The sequence below is a fragment of the Herbiconiux sp. UC225_62 genome, from assembly GCF_042694625.1.
In the GTDB taxonomy this organism is placed as follows: domain Bacteria; phylum Actinomycetota; class Actinomycetes; order Actinomycetales; family Microbacteriaceae; genus Herbiconiux.
In genome coordinates this window covers 1,435,082-1,453,160 of the sequence record NZ_CP170551.1, presented here as the reverse complement: position 1 = coordinate 1,453,160, position 18,079 = coordinate 1,435,082, and the positions used below count along the sequence as shown (strand labels likewise).

Below are 18,079 nucleotides of genomic sequence, written 5' to 3'. Positions count from 1 at the left end.
ACGGCCGGGTGGCCCGGACGTCGACGGCACGACGATCGAGGTGCGATGAACGGCAAGAACTCGGGGCGTTGGAGCGGCGACCCGAGCCTCTACGATCGGGTGGCCATGGAGGCCTCCTCGGTGGTCATCCGCCGCTACTCGACCTCGTTCGGCCTCGCGTCACGCCTCCTCGCCCAGCCGGTGCGCCAGGATGTCGAGAACATCTACGCGCTGGTGCGGCTCGCCGACGAGGTGGTCGACGGCGTCGCCGCCTCCGCCGAACTCGATCCCGACGAGATCACGCGCCGCATCGATGCACTGGAAAGCGAGACCTGCGAGGCGATGTCCTGCGGCTACAGCACCAACCTCGTGGTGCACGCCTTCGGCTGGACCGCCCGCCGCGTCGGCATCGGTGAAGACCTCACCGCTCCCTTCTTCCGCTCGATGCGCGCCGACATCGTCGAGACGCGCCACACCCCGGAGTCGTTCGACGACTACGTGTACGGCTCGGCCGAGGTCGTGGGTCTCATGTGCCTGGCCGCCTTCCTCCGCGACCGACGCGTCACGGAGGCGCAGCGAGCCACGCTCGTCGACGGCGCTCGTCACCTGGGGGCCGCCTTCCAGAAGATCAACTTCCTCCGCGACCTCGCCGCCGACTTCGGCACACTCGGCCGCAGCTACTTCCCCGGCATCGACGTGACCACGTTCACCGAGGTCGAGAAGGAACGCATACTCGCCGACATCGACGACGATCTGCGGATCGCCCGGGCCAGCCTTCCGGGCCTGCCCGACTCCAGTCGCCGCGCCGTCGTGCTCGCGCAGGGCCTTTTCGAGGAGCTCAGCGATCGACTCCGCGACACACCCGCATCCGTACTCGCCCGCACTCGTGTCCGCGTTCCGAACCCGGTCAAGGCGAGAATAGCTGCAGGGGCCGCGCTGGGCCGGCTCCCGCCTCCGCGCCGAAAGCGGACGCCAGCAGAAGGAGACACGATCGAGTGACGACGACGGCGAAGACAGCGATCGTGATCGGCGGCGGGATCAGTGGACTCGCGAGCGCAGCACTCCTCGCCCGGGAGGGTCACAGCGTGACGCTGCTCGAGAAGAACGAACGCGTGGGTGGTCGCGCCGGTGTGTGGGAACGCGACGGCTTCCGCTTCGACACCGGCCCGTCCTGGTACCTGATGCCCGAGGTGTTCGACCACTTCTTCCGCCTCCTCGGCACGAGCGCTGAGGAGCAACTCGACCTGGTGAAGCTCGACCCGGGGTATCGCGTCTACTTCGAGGGGGAGTTCTCCTCCATCGATGTCGCCGCGAGCCGCGACGAGAACCTCGAGCTGTTCGAGTCGCTCGAACCGGGCTCGGGGGTGCGGATGTCGGGCTACCTCGACTCGGCGGCCTCGACCTACGAGCTCGCCAAGCAGTACTTCCTCTACTCGACCTTCGAGAAGGTGTCGCCCCTGTTCACCGGGCCCGTCCTGAAGAAGCTGCCCCGCCTCACCCGGCTGCTCACGGAGCCTCTGGCCGGATTCGCGGCGCGCACAGTGCGCGATCCGCGACTGCAGCAGGTGCTCGGGTACCCGGCCGTCTTCCTCGGCACCTCACCGTATGCCGCGCCGAGCATGTATCACCTGATGAGCCACCTCGACCTCGACGAGGGGGTGCTCTATCCTCAAGGCGGCATCGCCGCGGTCATCGACGCGATCGAGCGACTCGCCGTCGCCGAGGGCGTGACGATCGTCACGGGCGCCGAAGCATCCCGCATCGTGATGGCGGTGGAGGGCACGGCTCCGGCGGCACCGGGACCGGTCGACGTCTACGACTACGAGACCACCGAGTTCGACACCAACGTGATCGACCGGGACGAACTGCGGCGGATGCTCGCCGGCGAGGAGCCGGCCCCGAAGGCTGCCTCCTCACGCTCAGGCGCGGCGTCGGCCCCGACGACACCGTCGGATGTCGGGGACGCAGACTCACCCGCCGCGATCGCCTCCACACGACCCCGTGTCGGCGGGGTGCACTACACCGACGCCGACGGCCGCGCCCACTCCCTCGAGGCCGACCTCGTGGTCTCCACGGCCGACCTCTGGCACACCGAGACCACGATGCTGCTGCCGGAGCTCCAGACCTATCCCGAGAGCTACTGGCAGAAGAAGGTCGCCGGTCCCAGCGCCCTCCTCATCATGCTCGGCGTGCGCGGTGAGTTGCCGCAGCTCGAGCACCACACCCTGTTCTTCACGAAGAGCTGGAAGAGCGACTTCGAGAAGATCTTCGGCACCGGAACGGGCGCGACACCGCACCGCACCTCCATCCCCGACCCGGCCTCGATCTACGTCTGCCGCCCCAGTGCGACGGATGACGCCGTGGCACCGGTGGGCCACGAGAACCTGTTCGTGCTCGTGCCCATCCCGGCCGACCCCTCGATCGGGGCCGGTGGGATCGACGGCGAGGGGGATGCGCGCGTCGAAGCCCTGGCCGACGCGGCGATCGCTCAGATCGCGGACTGGGCGGGCATCCCGGATCTCGCGGAGCGCGTGGTCGTGCGCCGCACCGTCGGCCCGGCGGACTTCGCGACCGACCTCAACTCGTGGAAGGGGACGGCGTTGGGCCCGGCGCACACCCTGCGGCAGAGCGCCTTCTTCCGCGCCCGCAACGTGAGCACGAAGGTCGACGGCCTCCTCTATGCCGGAGGATCGACGACGCCCGGAATCGGGCTGCCGATGTGCCTGATCAGCGCCGAGCTCGTCATCAAGCGCCTGCACGGCGACACCTCCACCGGTCCGCTGCCCGAACCGCTCGGCGCCGAACGCCCGCTCGGTGCCGACGGTGCTGCCGCGCCCGACCCGCGACCCGGCGCCTCGGCCGAGCCGCGCTGATCCGGACGACCGACCATGGGCATCCTGTATCTCGTCGCGCTGCTCGTGTCGCTCGGCGGAATGGTGGTGCTCGACCGCCGGTTCCGGCTGTTCTTCTTCGACCGTCCGCGGCGGGCTGCCGTGGTGCTGATCGCGGGCGTCACGTTCTTCCTCGTGTGGGATGTGCTCGGCATCGGGCTCGGAATCTTCTTCCGTGGCGAGACCGCGTTCATGACCGGCATCCTCCTGGCGCCCGAATTGCCCCTCGAGGAGCTCTTCTTCCTCACCCTCCTCTGCTACCTCACGATGAACATATTCCGCGGTGCGCATATTCTCTTCGCCCGCGAACGGGCCGGGCGACGCAGGGAGGCACCGTGACGTACTGGAGTCTCAACCTGGTCTTCCTCGCGGTGGTCGCGGCCGTCGTCGTGGTGGCGATCCTCGTCGTCCGACGACGGCCGGCGGAGGCGCGGCGCGGGCTCGTGGGCGTGTTCGGCCTGACCCTCGGACTCCTGCTGGTGCTGACCGCCCTGTTCGACAACGTGATGATCGCGGTCGGTCTGGTGGGCTACGACGAGGGGAGGATCAGCGGGGCGTTCATCGGCATCGCGCCTCTCGAAGACTTCGCCTACGCCCTCGCAGCAGCCTTCCTGCTGCCGTCACTCTGGCTGCTGCTCGACCGTCCCTGGACCGCGGGGCACGCCGTTGCGCGGGGTGAGCGCGAGTGATCCGCCAGCTATTGCTCTCGTCGCGGCCCCTCTCCTGGGTGAACACCGCGTTCCCCTTCGCGGCCGGCTACCTGCTCACGACCCGCGAGGTCAATCTCGTCTTCGTTCTCGGAACGCTCTACTTCCTCATTCCCTACAACTTGGCGATGTACGGCATCAACGACGTCTTCGACTACGAATCCGATCTGCGCAATCCGCGCAAGGGCGGGGTCGAGGGGGCCGTGCTCGACCGGTCGCTGCACCGGGTGACGCTCTGGGCGGTCGTGGTCACGAACGTGCCCTTCCTGGTGTTCCTCGTGGCGGTGGGGAGTCCGCTGTCGTGGCTCGTCCTGGCGATCAGCGTGTTCGCCCTCATCGCCTACAGCGCGCCGCGTCTGCGGTTCAAGGAGCGGCCCTTCCTGGATTCGCTCACGTCCAGCACCCACTTCGTGAGTCCGGCGGTGTACGGCCTCGTGCTCGCCGGTGCGGTCTTCACCCCGGGGCTCTGGGCGGTGCTCGGCGCGTTCTTCCTCTGGGGCGTGGCGAGCCACGCGTTCGGTGCCGTGCAGGACATCGTGGCCGACCGCGAGGGGGGCATCGGATCGATCGCCACGGTCATCGGTGCCCGTGCCACCGTGCGGTTCGCCTTCGCGGCATACGTGCTGGCGGGCGTGCTGCTGCTGTTCACGCCGTGGCCCGGCACGCTCGCGGCGGTGTTGGCGGTGCCCTATGCCGTCAGCATCCTGCCGTTCTGGTCGCTGCGCGACGAGGACGCGGAGCGCGCGAACGCGGGCTGGCGGCGCTTCCTCGGGCTCAACTTCCTCACCGGATTCCTCGTGACCCTGCTGCTCATCTGGACCTGGGTGCTCGCAGCATCTGCTTAGAATCGGTGGATGACGCGCCCTCCCCGGCAGCCGAGCGCCGAGCGCCGCTCCCGCCGGCTGCTCGCCGCCGCCGCGGTGTGCGCCGTGGTGACGATCGTGGCGGCGAGCGTCTCGGTGTGGGCACTCACCACCGACGCGGGGCACGCGGCATCCGCCCCGGCCGACCAGGAGTCGGCAGCCTCCGGCGCTGACGCACCCGGCCTGGTGATCGCACGCCACGCCGGCGCACCGCGGACGACGGCCGACCTCAGCTTCGGCCACACCACCGACCGCGCGGTGCCGAGCCCCACCGCACCGATGGACGCGAGCATGCGCCTGCCGTTCGAGCTCGGCGTGCCGGCGGATGCGTTCCGCGTGCACATCCGCAACTGGCAGTTCAACTCGGAGGAGACGTTCGCCACCCCCGTGACGATCACCGGGATCTACCTCGGCGAGCAGCTGGTCGGTGGCGAGTCGGGTCAGAGCGGAGAGTTCGCGTCCACGCCGGTCGGAGTCGCCGGTACGGCGAACCTCTCCACCGACGGCTTCGTGAGCGACTGGATCGAACCGGGCCAGTTCGCGCTCGACGCCCACACGAGCTACCTTCTCTCCCTCGGCTGGACCGCGCCCGCCGGAGCGGTGCTCGCCACGAATCCGGGGCTCTCCTGGCTGGCGACGGATGCCGGCTCCTCCCTCGCGAACGCCGACGACGCGCCGGGAACGCAGAGCTACCTCAGCTACTTCGACGTCTGGATCGAATACGAGTACTCCGGTGACGCGCCCCTGATGGTGAGCATCGGGCATTCGCTCAACGCGCCGGGCAGTTACGAGACGGCGGCGTTCCCCACCCGCGGCGAGCAGACGGCCTGGCCGCAGCAATGGGCGCTCAGCAACGACGCGGCGGCGGTGTCGTTCGCGTCGCCGGGCGCCGAGACCACGGTGTTCGCGCCCGGCGCGACCAAGTGGAACGAGTTCGGCGAGCTCGACCCCGACATCGTGACGATCTGGACGGCGTCCAACGACATCGCCCACGGCCGGCCGCTCGCCGACATCGAGCGCGACTGGGGCGCCGTGGTGACGCAGGTGCACGCCCTGTGGCCGGATGCGACGGTGTACGCCCTCACCGAACCGCCGCGCAATCTGAGTGGTGCGGCCGAGCAGACCCGGCTCGACTGGAACTCGTGGCTCTCGCTCGGTCCCTACGGCGTCGACCGGGTGCTGGATGCCGACTACACCTTGCGCGATCCGCTGCAGCCCTCGGTGCTCCGGCCGGATGTGAACGCCGACGGCATCCACTTCTCGGCCCGGGGTCACTCCCTGGTGGCGGGGCTCATCCCGGCTCCGCGGGTCGACGCCGCGGGTTAGGGACGGCGCCCCAGGTCGCCGCGGGAGACCGCGTCGCGAAGCGCCTCGAAGTCGGCCAGGGACTGGTCGGCGTAGGCCAGCGACCAGTCGACCACGGCCCGGTCGAACTCATCGGAGCCGCCGAGGTAACCCGCGATGACGGGAGCGTCGAGGCTTTGCGCGTGCGCCCGCGCGAGCACCGTGCCGCACCCGGAGACGTAGGTGCGGAACTCTTTCGGCGGAAGCGACGAGGCGTCGATCGACCCCTTCATGTCGCGGAACTGGCGCACGTAGAAGTCGCGTCCCCCGAACCGCAAGTAGCCGAGGAACGAGTCGGAGACGGCTTGCAGGATGCGCTGGGTGTCGACCACGCGGTGCCCCTCGGAACTGTGCTCGGCCCGGGACGCTGCGCCTCCGTAGGTCGGGAGCACCGATGGCTGCGCCTCCTTCACCTGCAGGATCAAGGGTTCGCCCGCAGGTCCGGAGAGGATGAGGAGATAGCAACGGGTGCCGACACTGCCCACGCCCACCACCCGCATGACGACGTCGTTGAGGGTGAAGTGCGAGAGGAGCAGAGCGATGTCGGCGGGCACGGTGCTGCGGTACCGCTCGAACAGCTCCTCGACCTCGGATTCGACGGCCTCGGGCACGTGGGTGAGCACGGGCGGGTCCTCGATGATCAACAGCGTGCCGTCGTCGTCGCGGGCGGTGATCTTCTCGAGGTAGGCGGCGGAGGTCCGGCGGCGAGCTTGGCGGGTGGCTTTGTCGAGCACTTTCTGGGCTGCCGAATCGAGTTCGGGGTGGAGCTCGTCGGTGTCGACGCGGGTGTAGTAGCGCTCGAGGGCGTCGATCCTCATCATGTCGCGGAGGCCCGTGCGATAGGCGGCTGCGGTGGCGAGCGCCGCGCGACGCACCTGCTTCTCGGCGTGCCCGGCATCCCTCGCCCCGATCACGACGCTGGCGACGAGACGCTTGACGTCCCATTCCCACGGCGCGGAGGCGGCTTCGTCGAAGTCGTTGAGGTCGAAGACCAAGGTGCGCTGCGGCGAGGCGAAGAGGCCGAAGTTGCTGATGTGCGCGTCGCCGCAGGAGACCACGTCGATGCCGGTCGACACTCCTGTCGCGAGATCGGCGGCCATGATGCCGGCGGTACCGCGGTAGAACGCGAAGGGGCTGGCGAGCATCCGCTCGAGGCGCACGGGGACGAGGTGGGGCAGGCGCGTGGCGTTCTGGGCGGCGAGGATGCCGAGCGGGTCGCGAGGGGCTGATGTCGCGGACTCGCGGTGCGCCGCCCGCGGGACCTCGGCCCGCAGCGCCCGGCCGGCCGCCATCGCTTCGGTGATCGTGAGGTGGCGGGCGCGGGTGCTCTGCAGGCGGCTGACGTGCGTGCTCATGTCGCAACGCTAGCGGTCCGCCGGGCGTCGTATCGTCGTGAGGCGGCGGCCGGAAGGACCGGGCCGCCGCGGGGCCGCGCGGTGTTCACCACGGCGCGGTACAGTGCCGATCGTGTCCGGTTCAGCATCCGTCTCCCCGCCCGCGTCGGCGCCTCTCGCACGGCGGTTGGGCCTCGGCGACGCCGTGTTCATCGGCCTCGGCGCCATGATCGGCGCCGGGATCTTCTCGGCGTTCACCCCGGCGGCCGCGGCGGCGGGATCGGGACTCCTCATCGGACTCGTTGTCGCCGCCGTGGTGGCATTCTGCAACGCGACCTCATCGGCGCAGCTGGCCGCGGTGTATCCCGCGGCCGGCGGAACCTACGTCTACGGGCGGGAGCGCCTCGGACCCTGGTGGGGGTTCGCCGCGGGCTGGAGCTTCGTGATCGGCAAGACCGCGAGCTGTGCGGCCATGGCCCTCACCTTCGCCGCCTACGCGGTTCCGGATGCGTGGGCGCGGCCGGTCGCGGCGGTCGCCGTGGCGGCACTGGTCACGGTCAACTACTTCGGGGTCACCCGGACGGCGCGGCTGGCGCGGGCGATCGTGGTGGTGGTTCTCGCGATCCTGGCCGTGGTCGTGGCATCCGGGATCGCCGCGGGCTTGAGCGGCGGTGGCGAAGCCGGGTCGGGCGCCGCCGCGCTCGGCGGGCTCGGGGCGGGCGGTGTCTACGGGGTGCTGCAGGCGGCCGGGCTGCTCTTCTTCGCGTTCGCGGGCTATGCGCGCATCGCCACCATGGGCGAGGAGGTGCGCGAACCCGCGCGCACCATCCCCCGGGCGATCACGATCGCGTTCGTCGTGGCGGTGGTCGTCTACGCGGCCATCGCCGTCGTGACCCTCGGCGCGCTCGGTCCGGCGGGAGTGGCGGCGACATCCGACCCCCTCACGGCGACCGTCGCGGCGAACGGCTGGGGCTGGGCGGTGCCGGTCGTCACGGTCGGCGCGGCGCTCGCCTCGCTCGGCGCGCTGCTGGCCCTCATCGCGGGCATCGGGCGCACCACGCTGGCCATGGCGCGCGAGGGCGACCTGCCGCGGTGGCTGAGCGCCGTGCATCCGCGCTACTCGGTGCCGCACCGTGCCGAGCTGGTGCTGGGGGCGGTGGTGGTGCTGCTGGTGCTCACGGTCGATCTGCGCGGCGCGATCGGGTTCTCCTCGTTCGGGGTACTCCTGTACTACTTCGTGGCGAACGTGTCGGCGTTCACGCAGCCGCGTGACCAACGTCGGTACTGGCGGTGGCTGGCCGTGCTCGGCGCGGGCGGTTGCCTGGTGCTCGTCGCCACCCTGCCGCCGCTCGCGGTGGTCGTGGGTGCGGCGGTGCTCCTGGTCGGCATCCTGGTGCGTCTGATTCTTCGGAGAAGTCCACGCAAGAGCTCACGGCGGGCAGGGTGAAGCGGGGCGTCGCGTAGTGGCGACGCCCCGCCGGGTCGAGCGTTCAGCGCGGTGCGCTCAGTGGCTCGACCCTTCCCCCCGAACGGCGTGGCGTCGGACTGCGATCAGCCCGAGACCCACGAGCATCAGCAGCAGGAGGCCGCCGATCAGTGGCAGCGGGTTGCCTCCCGTAAGGGCGAGGCTTCCGGATGCGCTGCTCGACCCGGCCGCGAACGACGAGCTCGAGTAGCCGGCCGGCACCGAGGTGCCCGGACCGGTCGGCGATCCCGGAGTCACCGGCGTGCCCGGGTCGACCGGGTTCGTCGGGGTGCCGGGGTCGGTCGGATCGGTGGGATCCGTCGGGCCGGTGGGGTCGGTCGGGTCCGTGGGATCGGTCGGATCAGTCGGGTCCGTGGGATCGGTCGGATCTCCCGGATCGGTCACCGTCGAACCGGTGGTGGTGCAGTCGCCCACGATGCACACCGCGTTGCCGCCGACCGTGACCGGAAGCGAGACGCCGGGGATGATCTGGTTACCGCCCAGGATCCCGTCCTCCCCGCTGGTGGTCGGGTCGCCGCTGCCGGAACCGGTGGTCGTGGTGACCTCCGAGCCCGAGGTCTCGGCATCGCCGATCCCCGAGACGGCGTTGCCGCCGACGGTCACCGGGAGGTCGATGCCGGGCAGGACCTGGTTGCCGCCGGCGATGCCGTCTTCTCCGGTGGTGGTGGCGCCGTCTCCGGTGTTGGAGCCGCCTCCGGTGGTGGTGGTGACGTCGGAGTCGGTCGACGAGGAGTCGCCGATGATGCTGATGCCGTTGCCGCCGATGGTCACCGGTGCGGTGATGTCGGGGGCGACTTGGTTTCCGCCGGCGATGCCGTCTTCTCCGGTGGTGGTGGCGCCGTCTCCGGTGCTGGAGCCACCTCCGGTGGTGGTGGTGACGTCGGAGTCGGTCGACGAGGAGTCGCCGATGACGCTGATGCCGTTGCCGCCGATGGTCACCGGTGCGGTGATGTCGGGGGCGACTTGGTTGCCGCCCGCCACGCTGTCCTCGCCGGTGGTGGTGGCACCGGAGCCGGTGCCTGCGGAAGGGGTCGAGCCGGCGGTGCTGTTCGAGGCATCCGTCGACTCCGAATCTCCGACGACCGAGATGGCGTTGCCGCCGACGACCACCGGGATCGACACGTCGACCGGGGCCTGGTTGCCACCGGCCACGCTGTCCTCACCCGAGGTCTCGGCCGGAGCCGCGGCGGGTTCTGGAGCGGGGTCGGCGGCCGGAGCCGCCTCCTGCGACGCCGACGAGTCGCTGCTCGTCGCGTCCCCGATCACGGAGATCGCGTTGCCGCCGACGGTGACCGGAACGTCGACATCGACGATCGCCTGGTTGCCTCCGACCAGCGAATCCGAGCCGTCGGTCGAGACCTCGACGGGCGGCGCTGCGGGAGCCGAGTCGACCGAGGCCGACGAGTCGCTGCTCGTGGAGTCCCCGATGACCGAGACCCCGTTGCCGCTGAGGTCGATCGGCAGGTCCACCTGGATGATGGCCTGGTTGCCGGATGCCGCGCCTTCGTCGCCACTGGTCTCAGCGGCGTTCGCGACTCCCGCACCGAGGACGCACAGGCCCCCGGTGATGAGGACTGTCCACAGCCCTCTCGAGACGTACTTGTTCATGATGAAATCTCCTGTCGAATGAATGAGGTGTGCTCCCGGAAAGGGAGACTTCGGTCCGTGCTCCGCGCAGGGCGGAGCCGGGCTCATTCAGTCGGGAGAGACGTCGGTGCCGTAGCTGGGCGACGACGGCAGCGCGTCGTCGGTCGCGACGCCGGAGAGCGTCGCGTGGGCCGGCGCGAAGAATCCGCCGCCCCAGAGGTCTGAACTCGCCGTCGCGCCGCCGTGGGCCGTCACGACCCCGCCGCTCGACGAACTGGATGCCGGCAGGGCTCCGCCGCCGGGCCCGAACGGCCCGGGCGCACCGGGTCCACCCGGCCACCCGCCCCCGGGCGAACCACCGGCTCCCGGAACGAGGCCCAAATCCGCGGCGCCCCCTGCACCCGCCGCGCCCTCGCCCGGGTAGCCGAGGCCGCCCCGATCCCCCCGATCGGATGCGTCCACCGCACCCGACACCGCACCCCACGGCACGTCGGGAGTTCCCGCCACCGGCCCGGAAGTCGTGGCGCCGGGACCCGATCCGGAACCGTCTCCCGCGCCGGTGGCGGCACCGGGCCCGTCCGCGTCACCGGGCGTTGCCGGTGGGACAGGTCCCGGAAGACTCGGAAGCCCGGGCAGCAGCCCGGTCGCTCCACCGGTCACCGGATCGACGACCGCGTGCACGACGGGCGACACCGCGTCTCCCACTCCCCCGAGCGCGGCATCCACCGCACCCGTCACCGGCGACGTCAGCGACCCGGCGGGCGCCGAACCGATCACATCAGGCACGACCGGCAGAGTGGCGACCACGTCGTCCACGGCGTCGGTCACCGGCTCGGCCACGGTCGAAACCGGATCGGATGCGGCGACCTCGCCGAGCACATCCGTCACCTGCGGCACCGTCGCGACCACGTCGACGACAGGCGCCGGCAGAACCTCCGCCACGGGCTCGAGCACGGGCGTCAGCACCTCGTCGCTCACGTCGGCCACGACGTCGCCGACCGCGGAACCCGCGGAGTCGACCAGGTCGGAGACGGAGCCGAGGAGGGAGGCGGAGGAAGAATTCGGGGGCGCGGGCTCGTCCGCCGAAGCCGAGGACGACCCGAACACGGCACCGAGCACGAGCAGTCCACCGACCGCTCCGAGCGTTCCGAGTCCGAGGCGCAGAAGGCGTCGTGACCGCTCTTCAGTTGCATGTTCCACGACAGTCACCCCCTGCGCAGGAACCGGACATCCCTCGTCGGATGCCCCGCTTGCTATCGACCTTTCTCCCCTCGAACCTCCATGTCAAGCCCCTTGCGAGATCCGAACTGGGGAATTCTCACGCCTCCCGGGCGCGGAAAGGGGCCGTCGCACCAGGCGATCGGCCCCTTTTCGGGCGGAGGTCACGCGATCAGGTAGTCATGCAGCGACTCATCGCGCAGCATCGCGAGGGCCCGCCGCTGGATCTGCCGCGCCCGCTCGCGACTCACTCCGAGGGCCTCGCCGATCTGGTCGAACGACATGGGGTCCTCTCCGTCGAGACCGAAGCGCATGCACACCACGCGGGCTTCGCGGGGAGGCAGGGTGGCCAGGGCGACTGCCAGGTCGTGGTGCTGCAGCGAGGCGGCGGCCGCGTCGAAGGGCTGGGCCTGCGAGGTGTCCTCGATCAGGTCACCGAGCTCGGCGTCGTCGTCGCCGACGGGCGTGTGGATCGACACGGTGTCGCGGCCGTGGCGGAGCAGCTCCTGCACCTTCGCGGGCGGCAGGTCGACGGCGCTCGCGACCTCGATGATCGACGGCTCGCGCCCGAGTTCGATGACCAGTCGTCGCTGCATCCGGGTGATCGAGGAGATCTTCTCCGAGGTGTGCACGGGGATACGGATGATTCGACCGCTGTCGGCCAGGGCGCGGTTGATGGCCTGCTTGATCCACCACGAACCGTAGGTCGAGAACTTGAAGCCGGCCTGGTAATCGAACTTCTCGACGGCCCGCACCAGACCGATGTTGCCCTCCTGGATGAGGTCGAGGAAGGGCAGTCCGCGCTCGAGATAGCGCTTGGCGATCGAGACGACCAGCCGCAGGTTGGCCTGGATGAGCTTGCGCTTCGCGGCCTTGCCGTCGCGGGCGAGCCACTCGAGCTCACGCTTCAGCGTGGCGTCCATGACGGGGTTGCTGGCGAGCTTCGCATCGGCGAGCACACCCACCTCGATGCGACGACCGAGGTCGACCTCTTCTTCGGCGGAGAGCAGGGCGGTCCGCCCGATCTGGCGGAGGTAATCCTTGACCGGATCCTCCGACGCGCCGCGGATGTTCGTGAGGCGTGCCTCCGGCTCGCCCTCGTCGACCTCTGTCTCCGGCATTGCTGTAGTTACTCCTGAGCGCGACATCTTCATCTCCGTAACTGATCCGTATCCCGGTTGTTCGTCACGCTATCGCCGCAACCACCGACCCCCAAAATGGGGTGTGGGGGGGTTGACAACCAACTGTTTCAGTGCCATGTAACTAGTCCACCTAGCATTTCGATGTCTGGCCCATCTGCTTTCTCCTATGCTGGAACGACGGAATCGGAGGGCGTGGGATGAGCAGCAGAGGGGTGCGCGTCGCGCGTGGCCTGATCGCTGCGGGAATCGCCGTCTTCGTCGCCGCGTTCTCCCACGCGGCCGCCGGCGGAGAAGCTCCGGGGCCAGTCGGACTCGCACTCGCCCTGGCCTTGTCCGCGGTGGTCTGCGTCGTCGTCGCCCGTCGGCGACTGTCGTTCACCTCGCTTACAATTTCCGTTCTGATCAGCCAGTTCACGCTTCACATACTGTTCGGTGTTGGGGCCGGCGCAGGCCGCGGCGTCGTGCTGACGCAGACCACGCATCACGGCCATGTCGCGATGACCACGGCGACGGATGCGTCGATCGCCGCCCCGCATCCCGGTCACGACTCCGGGTGGATGTGGCTGGGCCACGCGCTCGCCGCGGTGGTGACGATCGCGCTGCTGCATCGCGGTGAGCGCACGGTGCGCGACCTGCTCGTTCTCGCCCGCACCCGGTTGGAGATCGTCTGGTCGCTCACGAAGATCGCCTTCTCCGAACCCCTGCCGGCGCGCTCGCAGACTCGCGCATCCGGGCTGCCGGTGGTCGATCTGCTGCGCGACCTCGGTGTGCTCCTCGGCAGAGATCGGCATCGCGGTCCGCCGGTGGCCCTCGCCGCACACCCTTAGACTCCATCGGTCGATACCGGTGGGGTGTCGGTGTGCGCGCCTGCACGCATTCCCGCTCCCACCGAAGGACAGATCGATGATTTCCCGCACCCTCCCGCGCGCCGTGACTCTCGGTGCCGCCACTCTGCTCGCGACCGCGTCGCTCGTCGTGGTCGCGCCCCTCGCGGCCTCTGCGCACGTCCGCGTCGACCCCGGACAGGCCGAACCCGGCAGCTACACCACCCTCACCTTCAAGGTGCCGAACGAGTCGGCCACCGCGAGCACCGTGCGGCTCGAGGTCGACCTGCCCGCCGACACCCCGTTCACGAGCGTCTCCTACCAGCCCGTCCCGGGATGGAGCGCCTCGGTGGTCGTCGGCGACTTGCCGACTCCGATCACCACCGGTGACGCCACCATCACCGAAGCACCGCTCTCCGTGGTGTGGACGGCGGATGCCGGCACCGGGGGCGTGGCGCCCGGTCAGTTCCAGGAGTTCCCGATCTCGGTCGGGCCGGTGCCCGACACGGGTGCGGTGATCCTGCCCGCGCACCAGGGGTACTCCGACGGCAGCGCCGTCGACTGGTCGGAGCCGACGCCGGCCTCGGGGGAGGAGCCGGAGCATCCGGCGCCCACGCTGTACATCACCGAAGCCCCTCCGGTCTCGGGCGACGACGGGGCCGCGACGGTCACGGCGGGCGGTTCGGATGCGACGACCGGGTCGGGTGACGACGCCGCGTCATCGCTGGCCCTCGGTTTCGGCATCGGCGGTCTCGTGCTCGGCACGCTGGCCCTGGTGCTGGCGGCGGTGGCGGTGCTCCGTCGTCCGGGTACGCCGACGGCGTCCGCCGGTCCGACCCCCGCGGCTCCGGCGGCGTCCGACACGACGGACGCGAAGTGACGCGCCGGCGTCGCCGGGGTGCCATGACGGCGGGCGCGCTGCTCGCCGTGGGACTCGTGGCCGGGGCGGCTCTCGGGGGCGCGGGAAGCGCATCCGCCCACGACTATCTCGTGTCGACGAGCCCAGAGGCCGATTCGACGGTCACCGAGGCGCTGAGCGAGGTCTCGCTCACCTTCAATGAGCCGCCGCTGGCCGACGCGAGCGCGGCGATCGCGATCGAGGTGCACGACCCGAGTGGGGCGAACGTCGCGAGCGGTGCGGTATCGATCGTGAACAGCACGCTCGGCATCGACGTCGCGCCGACCACTCAGGGCCCCTACACGGTGCTCTGGCAGAACGTCTCGGCCGACGGCCACGCGGTCTCGGGTCAGTTCGGATTCACGTACGCCGGCCCGTCGTCCGAGGGCGGCGGAGGCGAGGTCGTCGCGACTCCTGAGACTTCGTCCTCCGTGACCGCTGGGCCGATACCGTCGGTGACCGGCGCGGCATCGGCGGTCGGCGGCGACGCGAGCGGCGGCGTCCAGCTACCGCTCGTGCTGGTGGGCGTCGGCACGGCCGTGGGGATCGTGGTGATCGTGGCCTTGGTCCTGATCATTGCGCTCCGTCGCCGCGCCCGCCCGGACGCCTAGCGCGCGACCCCCGAGACGTCACTTCTCGCGCCCTCCGCTCCGCTTGCGCCGGGAGTGGCGTCTCGGATCGCCCCCGCTCCGGAACTCAGAACGAGCACGCCGTGAGGGTGGCGACCGCGGGGGAGAGCGACGCCGATCCACCGAGGAGCACGACGTTCTTCGTGCCGCGGCTGGCGATCTGGGCCAGAACACCCTTCGGGACGCAGTCGGGCGGAACGACGAACATCGGCGAGTGCGTCTTCGCGGCGAGAATCCCGCCGGCGAGGGCATCGGGGAAGTTCGCGCCGGTCGCCAGGTAGACCGTCGAATAGTCGGGGGAGCTGAACTCGGCGAGGTTCAGTGAGACCTCGTAGCGGTTCGCCCCTGAGACGCGGGGCACCCATCCCCCTGTGAGGATGGTGCCCTCGATCCCGGTCGACACCGACGTCGGTCCTCCCACCACGACCGCGAGCCCCGCCCCCAGAGTGTGCACCAGCGTCTGCGTGGGCACATCGGCGGTCGGCGCGGCGCCGTCGACGAGGATCACCGGCATGCCGTTCCCTCCTGCGATGGCGCCCGCGGAGAGGGCGTCGGGGAAGTCGCGACCGGTGGCGATCATCACGCCTGCGGCGCCGCCGGTGAAGGCGTCGGAGACGACGGCTCGACTGACGGCATACCGGTCGGATCCCGATATGCGGGTGACGGCGGCACGCGGCATGAGCGTTCGCACGGTGGCCAGCACCCCGTCCGACACGGAAGCGGGGCCGCCGATCACTTTGATGACGATGGGGTCGAGACGAATGAGCGATGTGGCCACGGATGGTGGGAGGGCGTCGGGTGCTACGAGAAGCAAGGGCGCGAAGCTCACAGCAGCGGCTGGGCCGGCGCTGAGGGCGTCGGAGAAGGCTGCACCGGATGCCAGGTAGACCACGTTGGTGGCGGTCGGACTCACCTTCTTGGCGATCTCGGCGGAGAGGTCGTAACGATCGGCGCCGGCGATCCTGGAGACGACGGGCGCGAGCTCGGGGTCGGTCACCGGTGCCCGGTCCGGGCCGCCCGCGTCGGTGGTCATCGCCTCGGCGGCACCGCCCGCCACGAGGCTCGCGACGGTGACCGCGACCACGAATGCCGCCGCCCCACCCCATCGCAGCCTGAGCCGGTCGTGACCTGTGCGACGGCGTGCAGAAGCTTCGGTCTGTTCACCCATGTTCGACTCGATTCCCCATCGTGGCCCTCTGCCCCATGCAGCCCCCGACCTCGATGCTCCGACGATAACCATCGGCTGCCCAGAAGTCGATGATTCCTCGACTCCCCAATTAGGGGGGCATCGATCTCCGATGCAGTGGACAAGCTGACGGATCGTCGACTTCGCGCTAAGGTCGGCGCATGACTCATCCCCGTGGGAGCGGCCTCCGGGCGAGGTCGGCGCGGCTCGGCGGTGCGGCCCTTGCCGCGCTCTGCGTCGCCCTGACGACAACGCTCACGGGATGCGCCGGGCCCGGCGCCGACGACGGCCAGCGGGTGGCCGACTGGATCGCCGACCAACCCCAGGTGACCGGTGCGGAGTCGTACGTCTCCGACGACCCGTGGAACAAGGGCGTCGATCTCACGGTGCAGGTCGACCCGGCCATCGGCGACGACGACCTGATCGCGCTCGCGGAAGCTGCCGAGAAGCGGGCCCGGGATGCCGGATGGGAGAACCCGTTCCTCAGCTACGAGCTCGGCGGCGGCCGCAGCTTCTCGAACCTGGGAGGCCGCGCCACCCTCGACGTCTTCCTCGGCATCCGCGGCGACGACGACTTCGTGGTCGCGAGTGCGCGCGGGAACGGGGACTGCGGCGGGATCTTCTGCGTCATCGTCGACACCGACGACCCGCAAGCCCTGCACGCCCAGGTGGGCCACCTGCTCGATCTCGCCGAGGAGGCCGGCGGCGTGCAGACGAACCTGACCTTCACGGCCGCGAGCACCGACGGCCGCGCGAGCGTGAGCGCCGAACCGGACGCGCCGATCGACGAGGCCGTGGAGATCTGGCAGCGTCTCGCCGCCACGGTGCCGATCGAGCAGGGGAGTGCCCGGTCGATCGAGCCCGTCGGCGACCTGCCCCCGCTGCAGGCCCTCGACCTCACCGTGCCCGACGAGGCCGCGAAGGCGCAGATCGACGCCTTCGCGGCCGCGCAGGCCACGGTGGACGTGCGGGTGTCAGTTTCGCCCTGAGCCGGCTCAGAAGATGCGGTTGCCGATCTCGGCCGGGGCCGCGAGCAGGCGCTCGATCTCGTCGTCGAGCCGCACCAGGGTGATGGAGGCGCCCGCCATGTCGAGCGAGGTGCAGTACTCCCCGACGTAACTGCGCCCCACGGTGATGCCCTGCGCCGCGAGCTTCTCGTGCGCGATGCCGTAGACGAGGTAGAGCTCGCTGAGCGGCGTGCCGCCGAGCCCGTTCACCATCAGGGCGACACGATCGCCCGACTGGAACGGCAGATCGGCCACCACCGGGTTCAACAGCTCGTCGACCAGGTCGTTCGCGGGAGCCCACTTCGCGCGCCGCCGCCCCGGCTCGCCGTGGATGCCCACCCCGATCTCGATCTCGTCGTCGCCGAGCTCGAACAGGGGCGAACCCTTCGCCGGCGGGGTGCACGCCGTGAGCGCGAGTCCCATCGTGCGCGTGACCGAGTTGACCTTCTCGCCGATCCGCACCAGCTCGTCGAGATCGGCGCCCTCCTCGGCCGCGGCCCCCACCGCCTTCATCACGAAGAAGTTCCCGGCCACGCCGCGCCGTCCAACCGTGTAGGTGGAGTCCTGCACCGAGACGTCGTCGTCGATGAACAGGGTGCGCACGGTGACGCCGTCGGCCTGGCTCATCTCCTGCGCCATGTCGAACGCCATCCGGTCGCCGGTGTAGTTGTTCACCAGCAGCAGCACGCCCTTCGGACCGGCCAGGAGCTTCGTGGTCTCGTAGACGTAGTCCATCGGCGGTGCCGCGAACACGTCGCCCGGACACGCGCCGTCGAGCATCCCCTTGCCCACGGTCATCACGTGCGCCGGTTCGTGACCCGACCCGGAGCCCTGGATGATCGACACCTTGTCGTCGCGCGGCGCATCCGCTCGCATGATGAGGTTGTACTCCGGCACGTACTTCAGCGTGTCGGGGTTGGCGAGAGCGAGGCCCTTGAGCATCTCGGGCACGTACTGCTGCGGATCGTTGACGAACTTCTTCAT

At 70.3% G+C, this 18,079-nt stretch carries 17 protein-coding genes; 11 read left to right on the top strand and 6 right to left on the bottom strand.

The window, feature by feature from the left end; all coding sequences use genetic code 11:
• Window positions 1-45: 45 nt before the first annotated feature.
• Genes ACFJGU_RS06945 through ACFJGU_RS06920 form a run of 6 tightly spaced genes read left to right on the top strand, consistent with a single transcriptional unit; the run spans window position 46 to window position 5,766 of the window.
• The gene (locus ACFJGU_RS06945) at window positions 46-978 is read left to right on the top strand and encodes a phytoene/squalene synthase family protein (RefSeq protein ID WP_382308863.1); all 933 of its coding nucleotides are present in this window, start codon (window positions 46-48) and stop codon (window positions 976-978) included.
• Complete coding sequence (gene crtI / locus ACFJGU_RS06940) at window positions 975-2,852, top strand: phytoene desaturase family protein (RefSeq protein ID WP_382308861.1); 1,878 nt, start codon at window positions 975-977, stop codon at window positions 2,850-2,852. The genes ACFJGU_RS06945 and crtI overlap by 4 nt, the downstream gene beginning before the upstream one ends.
• Window positions 2,853-2,867: 15 nt before the next feature.
• Window positions 2,868-3,209, top strand: a complete 342-nt coding sequence (locus tag ACFJGU_RS06935; RefSeq protein WP_382308859.1) for a lycopene cyclase domain-containing protein — start codon at window positions 2,868-2,870, stop codon at window positions 3,207-3,209.
• Window positions 3,206-3,559: a lycopene cyclase domain-containing protein gene (locus ACFJGU_RS06930; RefSeq protein WP_382308857.1), complete on the top strand. Its 354-nt coding sequence runs from the start codon at window positions 3,206-3,208 to the stop codon at window positions 3,557-3,559. Before ACFJGU_RS06935 ends, ACFJGU_RS06930 begins: the two co-directional genes overlap by 4 nt.
• Window positions 3,556-4,422, top strand: a complete 867-nt coding sequence (locus ACFJGU_RS06925) for a prenyltransferase (protein ID WP_382308855.1) — start codon at window positions 3,556-3,558, stop codon at window positions 4,420-4,422. The genes ACFJGU_RS06930 and ACFJGU_RS06925 overlap by 4 nt, the downstream gene beginning before the upstream one ends.
• Window positions 4,423-4,431: 9 nt before the next feature.
• Window positions 4,432-5,766 (top strand): SGNH/GDSL hydrolase family protein, encoded by a 1,335-nt coding sequence (locus tag ACFJGU_RS06920; protein WP_382308854.1) that lies wholly within the window; start codon window positions 4,432-4,434, stop codon window positions 5,764-5,766.
• On the opposite strand, the gene ACFJGU_RS06915 is transcribed toward ACFJGU_RS06920, so the two are convergent.
• On the bottom strand, window positions 5,763-7,139 hold the full coding sequence (locus ACFJGU_RS06915; RefSeq protein ID WP_382308852.1) for a DUF2252 domain-containing protein: 1,377 nt from the start codon (window positions 7,137-7,139) through the stop codon (window positions 5,763-5,765). The genes ACFJGU_RS06920 and ACFJGU_RS06915 overlap by 4 nt on opposite strands.
• Window positions 7,140-7,248: 109 nt before the next feature.
• Between ACFJGU_RS06915 and ACFJGU_RS06910 the strand changes: the two genes are divergently transcribed.
• Window positions 7,249-8,565 (top strand): APC family permease, encoded by a 1,317-nt coding sequence (locus ACFJGU_RS06910; protein WP_382310303.1) that lies wholly within the window; start codon window positions 7,249-7,251, stop codon window positions 8,563-8,565.
• Between the two features lie 57 nt (window positions 8,566-8,622).
• Here ACFJGU_RS06910 and ACFJGU_RS06905 read toward each other — a convergent pair whose 3' ends face one another.
• The 3 genes from ACFJGU_RS06905 to ACFJGU_RS06895 form a co-directional block, all read right to left on the bottom strand.
• A complete protein-coding gene (locus ACFJGU_RS06905) occupies window positions 8,623-10,212 on the bottom strand; it encodes a chaplin family protein (RefSeq protein WP_382308851.1) in 1,590 nt (529 codons plus the stop codon).
• A gap of 87 nt (window positions 10,213-10,299) precedes the next feature.
• On the bottom strand, window positions 10,300-11,391 hold the full coding sequence (locus ACFJGU_RS06900) for a hypothetical protein (protein ID WP_382308849.1): 1,092 nt from the start codon (window positions 11,389-11,391) through the stop codon (window positions 10,300-10,302).
• 182 nt (window positions 11,392-11,573) lie between these two features.
• The gene (locus ACFJGU_RS06895; RefSeq protein WP_382308848.1) at window positions 11,574-12,530 is read right to left on the bottom strand and encodes a sigma-70 family RNA polymerase sigma factor; all 957 of its coding nucleotides are present in this window, start codon (window positions 12,528-12,530) and stop codon (window positions 11,574-11,576) included.
• A 218-nt stretch (window positions 12,531-12,748) separates the two neighbouring features.
• On the opposite strand from ACFJGU_RS06895, the gene ACFJGU_RS06890 reads away from it, so the two are divergent.
• The 3 genes from ACFJGU_RS06890 to ACFJGU_RS06880 all read left to right on the top strand — a co-directional run bounded on the left by ACFJGU_RS06890 (window position 12,749) and on the right by ACFJGU_RS06880 (window position 14,884).
• Window positions 12,749-13,378: a hypothetical protein gene (locus tag ACFJGU_RS06890; RefSeq protein ID WP_382308846.1), complete on the top strand. Its 630-nt coding sequence runs from the start codon at window positions 12,749-12,751 to the stop codon at window positions 13,376-13,378.
• Between the two features lie 76 nt (window positions 13,379-13,454).
• Entirely contained in the window at window positions 13,455-14,255 is an 801-nt protein-coding gene (locus tag ACFJGU_RS06885) for a YcnI family protein (protein WP_382308845.1), read from the top strand.
• Entirely contained in the window at window positions 14,252-14,884 is a 633-nt protein-coding gene (locus ACFJGU_RS06880; RefSeq protein WP_382308844.1) for a copper resistance CopC family protein, read from the top strand. The genes ACFJGU_RS06885 and ACFJGU_RS06880 overlap by 4 nt, the downstream gene beginning before the upstream one ends.
• 85 nt (window positions 14,885-14,969) lie before the next feature.
• Here ACFJGU_RS06880 and ACFJGU_RS06875 read toward each other — a convergent pair whose 3' ends face one another.
• Complete coding sequence (locus ACFJGU_RS06875; RefSeq protein WP_382308842.1) at window positions 14,970-16,070, bottom strand: cell wall-binding repeat-containing protein; 1,101 nt, start codon at window positions 16,068-16,070, stop codon at window positions 14,970-14,972.
• Between the two features lie 179 nt (window positions 16,071-16,249).
• Between ACFJGU_RS06875 and ACFJGU_RS06870 the strand changes: the two genes are divergently transcribed.
• Entirely contained in the window at window positions 16,250-17,077 is an 828-nt protein-coding gene (locus tag ACFJGU_RS06870) for a hypothetical protein (RefSeq protein ID WP_382308840.1), read from the top strand.
• A 6-nt stretch (window positions 17,078-17,083) separates the two neighbouring features.
• Here the strand turns inward: ACFJGU_RS06870 and dhaK are convergent, their stop codons facing one another.
• A complete protein-coding gene (gene dhaK, locus ACFJGU_RS06865) occupies window positions 17,084-18,079 on the bottom strand; it encodes a dihydroxyacetone kinase subunit DhaK (RefSeq protein WP_382308838.1) in 996 nt (331 codons plus the stop codon).

Coding starts and splice junctions, on each gene's coding strand:
- ACFJGU_RS06875 (WP_382308842.1), bottom strand. CDS start 16,070: ATGGGTGAACAGACCGAAGCTTCTGCACGCCGTCGCACAGGTCACGAC.
- ACFJGU_RS06885 (WP_382308845.1), top strand. CDS start 13,455: ATGATTTCCCGCACCCTCCCGCGCGCCGTGACTCTCGGTGCCGCCACT.
- ACFJGU_RS06895 (WP_382308848.1), bottom strand. CDS start 12,530: ATGCCGGAGACAGAGGTCGACGAGGGCGAGCCGGAGGCACGCCTCACG.
- ACFJGU_RS06915 (WP_382308852.1), bottom strand. CDS start 7,139: ATGAGCACGCACGTCAGCCGCCTGCAGAGCACCCGCGCCCGCCACCTC.
- ACFJGU_RS06905 (WP_382308851.1), bottom strand. CDS start 10,212: ATGAACAAGTACGTCTCGAGAGGGCTGTGGACAGTCCTCATCACCGGG.
- ACFJGU_RS06870 (WP_382308840.1), top strand. CDS start 16,250: ATGACTCATCCCCGTGGGAGCGGCCTCCGGGCGAGGTCGGCGCGGCTC.
- dhaK (WP_382308838.1), bottom strand. CDS start 18,079: ATGAAGAAGTTCGTCAACGATCCGCAGCAGTACGTGCCCGAGATGCTC.
- ACFJGU_RS06920 (WP_382308854.1), top strand. CDS start 4,432: ATGACGCGCCCTCCCCGGCAGCCGAGCGCCGAGCGCCGCTCCCGCCGG.
- ACFJGU_RS06945 (WP_382308863.1), top strand. CDS start 46: ATGAACGGCAAGAACTCGGGGCGTTGGAGCGGCGACCCGAGCCTCTAC.
- ACFJGU_RS06935 (WP_382308859.1), top strand. CDS start 2,868: ATGGGCATCCTGTATCTCGTCGCGCTGCTCGTGTCGCTCGGCGGAATG.
- ACFJGU_RS06890 (WP_382308846.1), top strand. CDS start 12,749: ATGAGCAGCAGAGGGGTGCGCGTCGCGCGTGGCCTGATCGCTGCGGGA.